The 4,914-nt window shown below is 41.5% G+C and carries 6 protein-coding genes; all 6 read right to left on the bottom strand.

Annotated elements, in window-relative coordinates; all coding sequences use genetic code 11:
- Positions 1-158 precede the first annotated feature (158 nt).
- Complete coding sequence (locus tag C7Y69_RS21265) at positions 159-605, bottom strand: hypothetical protein (RefSeq protein ID WP_013785555.1); 447 nt, start codon at positions 603-605, stop codon at positions 159-161.
- A gap of 124 nt (positions 606-729) precedes the next feature.
- Complete coding sequence (locus C7Y69_RS21260) at positions 730-1,110, bottom strand: hypothetical protein (protein ID WP_126874092.1); 381 nt, start codon at positions 1,108-1,110, stop codon at positions 730-732.
- 279 nt (positions 1,111-1,389) lie between these two features.
- On the bottom strand, positions 1,390-1,848 hold the full coding sequence (locus C7Y69_RS21255) for a GNAT family N-acetyltransferase (protein WP_126874091.1): 459 nt from the start codon (positions 1,846-1,848) through the stop codon (positions 1,390-1,392).
- Positions 1,849-1,984: 136 nt separating this feature from the next.
- The gene (locus tag C7Y69_RS21685; RefSeq protein WP_185864215.1) at positions 1,985-2,275 is read right to left on the bottom strand and encodes a hypothetical protein; all 291 of its coding nucleotides are present in this window, start codon (positions 2,273-2,275) and stop codon (positions 1,985-1,987) included.
- A 543-nt stretch (positions 2,276-2,818) separates the two neighbouring features.
- Positions 2,819-3,181 carry a hypothetical protein gene (locus tag C7Y69_RS21245; RefSeq protein WP_126874089.1) on the bottom strand — a complete coding sequence of 121 codons (363 nt, stop codon included), beginning with the start codon at positions 3,179-3,181 and terminating at the stop codon, positions 2,819-2,821.
- A gap of 548 nt (positions 3,182-3,729) precedes the next feature.
- A complete protein-coding gene (locus tag C7Y69_RS21240; protein ID WP_061094136.1) occupies positions 3,730-3,993 on the bottom strand; it encodes a hypothetical protein in 264 nt (87 codons plus the stop codon).
- Positions 3,994-4,914 lie beyond the last annotated feature (921 nt).

Below are 4,914 nucleotides of genomic sequence, written 5' to 3'. Positions count from 1 at the left end.
AGGCTGACGCGTTCTAACTTTCCAATAACGGGCACAAACACGTGGGGCATAATGGCGAAGCCGCCCTACGTGTATGGGTCCCAGCGAACAAAGTGAGTGAGTTTATTGAGTTGTTATGTGCGTTCAAAACTCAACCTTCGATTTAAACTTACTGTAAATTAAAATTGTTGTCGGTTTTTAATAACCGAAGCAATGGCAACGTCAAACTCGTTAGCTGGAAGCTGCAGATCCGAACAGCGAACTGAAAGAAAAATAAAGTTATTATTAGTAAAAGCCTCAGGTATTTGATGGTCGCAGTTACCCATAAATTGACCATTTGAAGCTTTCAAGGTGAATCTCACGGAGTATAGCGACGCCAGACCTGAACCAATATTATTAACTTTGTAGTTTATTAAAACTGATTGGTCTTGAATCACAGTTTTATCGATTTTTAAACCCATGCTATCAATAAAAGAAGAATCGAAATCAGATTTTACTTTGCTATACGATTCTTCGAACATGGCTTCGATTCTAGGTTGAGCTGTTATAGCCCAAATGGTCATGAACAATGCAAAAGCAATCGAAAATCCCAATCCTAGTAGAAATCCATTTAAAACCTTTTTCATCTGCTTACACCTTTAAGCACATAACTTTAAGCTAACGGGCGCAAACGTAGCGGCATAATAGCGAAGCGCCGCTGCGTTTGTGTCCCAGTGACCAAAGGGAACGTGTTTAGCGCTTTGTTATATGCTAACAGTTTAGTTTCGGTAACCACTGTACTTCTCCTGATTTTTTCTTGAAAACTATTGGAGCAAGTTGTCTACGTTGACCTGAAACTTCAAATTCTGGGACGGTTACTTTGAGAGTGTTTCCAATGCTTTCGGTTATGCTTATAGACTCACTATAAGACATATTGTATTCGAAGACTGAGCCACGATATTTTTGCTTTACAACGCCTCCGACTAGTATTCGTTTTTTCCACTCTTTAAGCGATACAAGTAATGATTTTTCTTCATTAAATTGTATTGCAATAGAGTCTGAATGTAGCTTGATTTCTTTATTTTTTTCTAAGACAAAACCAATTTCCAAAACAAATGAACCGTTGCTTGTCTCTAGCAAATGAGTTTGCATAGTTATACCGTCTTCGATAGTTATTTCTAGGCGCACTTTATTGCTATTCGCGTCGCATGTGCGAGATGCGGCTTGCCCAAGAGGGTGGAAAGGTTGGTAATAAGATCCTCTAGGTTTGGCTATACAGCCAACTAAAGCTAATGAAAGAATTATTAGTAAAAAGCACGAATGTTTCATGGCATATAACGCTAAGCTAAAGGGCGCGAATGTGGCGCGATAATGGCGAAGCCGCGCCACGTTTGCGTCCCAGCCCCGCCAGGGGCGTTTTTGAGCGCCTTGTTATGCATTTGCACTAGCCTTTACCATGACGCAAGTATTATCTGATAGCAAGTGAATGCTGGTAAACCCAAATAAACTATACAAAGACGAATGTTCAGTTTTACATTGCAAATAAAGAGCTTCTACTCCTAATTTCTGAGAATGGTCTAATGCAGCTTGAATTAGCTTTTTTGCGATGCCGGAGCGTCGATGATCCGGAAGCACAAATAAGCCACCCAACCAATGTTTATAGTTGTAGCCTTTATTTTCGTAGAGTTTGAGTTCGACAGCGCCAATAGCATTGTTTTGGTCCATAGCAACAAAACAAAGTGGAAACTTAGTTTTTGATTTTGATTTGATTTTCACGTCTTCAAAAACGACATTGAATGGAACGTTGTAATGTTTTGCCCATTCATTGTAATACCATTCAGCAATGGTTTTACAAAAATAGTTTTGATCCGCTAAGAATGAAATTTCCATTTATCTTTCCTTGATGCATAACTTTTAAATAAGGGGCGCAGGCATGTGGGGCATAATGGCGAAGCCGCCCCGCATGTATGCGTCCCAGCGAACGCAGTGAGTGACTTGATTTTTTTGTTATACGCAATTGCCAAAATTAACCGCCATATTGCATTACTAAGTAAAAGCCAAAAACTAAACATACCGAAACAGAACAAGGAATACCAAACAAGAGCAATTTTTGTTTTGACGCCAGCGGCTTTGAACTAGCTAAAAGCGTAACACAAGGAGGCAATTGTGATATGAAAATAGGAATGATGAAAACACCTACTGGGTAGCCAAGATAATTTGCGATGAAATCGCCAGCATTACCTGCATACCAAATTTGAAGTACGAAATTGAGTAAGCAAATTAATACAACAAGCCCAATAAATTCCTTTTTATTCACAGATTTCCTTTTGCGTATAACGCTAAGCTTTGGGGCGCTAGCACGTGGGCTAAAATCCGAGCGAAGCGAGTCAGCCCACGTGTTAGCGTCCCAGCGACCGAAGGGAGTGCCAACAGCGTTTTGTTAGGCGTACAAAGAAAAGTACGCAGCTTTGCTGCCACCACTAGCCAATTAGACCGCGTGTTTAAATTATTGAATTTAAGATAAAACAACCCTGTGCGAAATGCTAGATGTTAACGGCAATGCTGGATAAAAGAGCGAGTTTAGAAAAGTGGTGATGCTTAATGTTGACGTTGCGGTGTTTAAGAAAAGCACGTTGCTAAAGCCGTTAAAACAACCGAGAAAGCTAGCCGCAAGGACGACCTAGTGAAACAGCCTTGATGTAGGAATGTCACGGTTTAACCCACATTTTAATGCTGTAAGTAAATGACGCCTAACTTTCCAATAACGGGCGCAGACATGTGGGGCATAATGGCGAAGCCGTCCGGCATGTATGCGTCCCAGCGAACGAAGTGAGTGAGTTGATTGGGTTGTTAGGTGCGCTCACGCCAAGACCCCGTTTAGCAGCATACTAGGCATAAAAAAGTAAAAAGCCAATAAACCCGAACTTGTAAATAGAAGTGTGAAGGCGCAAAAAGAAGCTTGAACCATAAAGACGGATGGTTTAGCAGATGCACTATGCCTAAAAGCCACCACTGAGGTTTTAAAGCACTCTTTAATTGCTTGGTATTTTGTTGAGAACCAAGAAATGATGGGAGCTAGGCTAGCAAAAACGAGAGCAAATGCGACTTCCATACCGCCTAATTGGACTAAGAAGGCTATCTCAGGTAAAAATGCTGCCGCAATAACCATTGCGATGCCGATAAATGCGCGTTGTAGATTAGTTAATTCATTCCATGATTTCATAATTTTTCCTTTTAGCACCTAACACTAAGCTTTGGGGCGCTAGCACGTGGGCTAAAATCCGAGCGAAGCGAGCCAGCCCACGTGTTAGCGTCCCAGCGACCGAAGGGAGTGCCAACAGCGTTTTGTTAGGCGTACAAAGGAAAGTACGCAGCTTTGCTGCCACCACTAGCCGATAAGGCCACTTATTTAAATTGTTGAAATTAAGATAAAACAACCCTGTGCGAAATGCCAGATGTTAACGACATTGCTGGATAAAAGAGCGAGTTTAGAAAGCTGGTGATGTTGAATGTTGGCGTTGAGGTGTTTAAGAAAAGCACGTTGCTAAAGCGGTTAAAACAACCGAGAAAGCTAGCCACAAAGACGACCTAGCGAAACAGCCTCGAAGTCGGAATGTCACGCTTAAACCCACTTTTTTATGCTGTAAGTAAATGACGCCTAACTTCCAAATATGGGGCGTAAACACGTGAGCAATAATGGCGAAGCCGCGCACGTGTTTGCGTCCCAGCGAGCGGCAGCGAGTGACATAATTTGTTTGTTATAAGCCATTGCTAATGATTACCATCCGAGCCAGCACCACTGCTATCTCTGGGGCCACCACCAAACTCAGAATGCTTTTTAATTGGGAGATCTTGGCTTTTGTGAAATTGCCAAAGAGCAATTGCAGCTATATAGGGAATTAACCATACAAGAAAGATTTGCGCAATTTTTTGCACATTATCTAAGTCATCCCTTTTCGCCAAGAAAACTGATACGGCTAGGCTTATTGCAATGTAAATTGCTAGTGCAGCGTATATCATAAAAAGAGAGTCCATCTCATCAATTCCTTTGGCTTATAACTTTTCAATAACGGGCGCAGACACGTAGGGCATAATGGCGAAGCCGCCCTGCGTGTATGCGTCCCAGCGAACGAAGTGAGTGAGTTTATTGAGTTGTTATACCTGTGCATGTTTAATCCTTTTTTGAATTGCCCAAAAGTGGACTAACAGAAACAAGAATGAGAACAGCACCCAAAATTGTCTTTTTGCTAATGGTAAAGTAGTAAGAAGTTGGCGAGTTTTCAGGAGTTGAATTTAGCCCACTGCGCCCAGCTTGATCTCTGTGAATATCATAGAGCCCGTAACTAAAACTAGTTACGCCAAGAATAAATAGAAACACTCTAAATCTCTTATTAATTCTCAAATAGCCCATTTATATTTCCATTTCCCTCGTAAGGTATAACTTTTCAATAACGGGCGCAGACATGTGGGGCATAATGGCGAAGCCGCCCCACGTGTAAGCGTCCCAGCGAACGAAGTAAGTGAGTTTATTGAGTTGTTATATGCGTTGTTCATTTAAACCACTCGTCTTTGTGGGAGCTGATGGCGATTTCGTCAACCTCCGGAAGCTCGCTTAACTTTAAGCCACATGAGTTACACGAGACAGCCCACATTCCTGATTTTGAATAAAAACTACCGTTGAATATGATGTTTAACAAGGAATAAAAGCGCTTATTGCAACGTGGGCAGGTTGATAACGACAATCGAAGTAATAAAAAGAGAAAAAGATAGATGAATAGTGGGGCAATAAAACCCAACGGCGGAAACAAGAAGCCAAGAAAGATCCCTATTGATACTAAATAAAAGCATGGCCAACGAGCAGCATGTACGTTGTCAGAACGAAGCTTAATTTTTCTTAGGCCAGCAAAATATTCTTCCATGAGTTAAATACCAATTAGCATATAACGCTAAGCTTTG

This window comes from Alteromonas sp. KS69, from assembly GCF_003989595.1.
Lineage (GTDB): Bacteria > Pseudomonadota > Gammaproteobacteria > Enterobacterales > Alteromonadaceae > Alteromonas > Alteromonas naphthalenivorans.
Note: the sequence above shows the minus strand (reverse complement) of the source record. Positions and strands in the feature narration are given on the sequence as shown.

What these genes read in the sequence shown, in the direction of transcription:
- C7Y69_RS21265 (WP_013785555.1), bottom strand. Translation starts at nt 605, where the DNA reads ATGAAAAAGGTTTTAAATGGATTTCTACTAGGATTGGGATTTTCGATT.
- C7Y69_RS21260 (WP_126874092.1), bottom strand. Translation starts at nt 1,110, where the DNA reads ATGCAAACTCATTTGCTAGAGACAAGCAACGGTTCATTTGTTTTGGAA.
- C7Y69_RS21255 (WP_126874091.1), bottom strand. Translation starts at nt 1,848, where the DNA reads ATGGAAATTTCATTCTTAGCGGATCAAAACTATTTTTGTAAAACCATT.
- C7Y69_RS21245 (WP_126874089.1), bottom strand. Translation starts at nt 3,181, where the DNA reads ATGAAATCATGGAATGAATTAACTAATCTACAACGCGCATTTATCGGC.
- C7Y69_RS21240 (WP_061094136.1), bottom strand. Translation starts at nt 3,993, where the DNA reads ATGGACTCTCTTTTTATGATATACGCTGCACTAGCAATTTACATTGCA.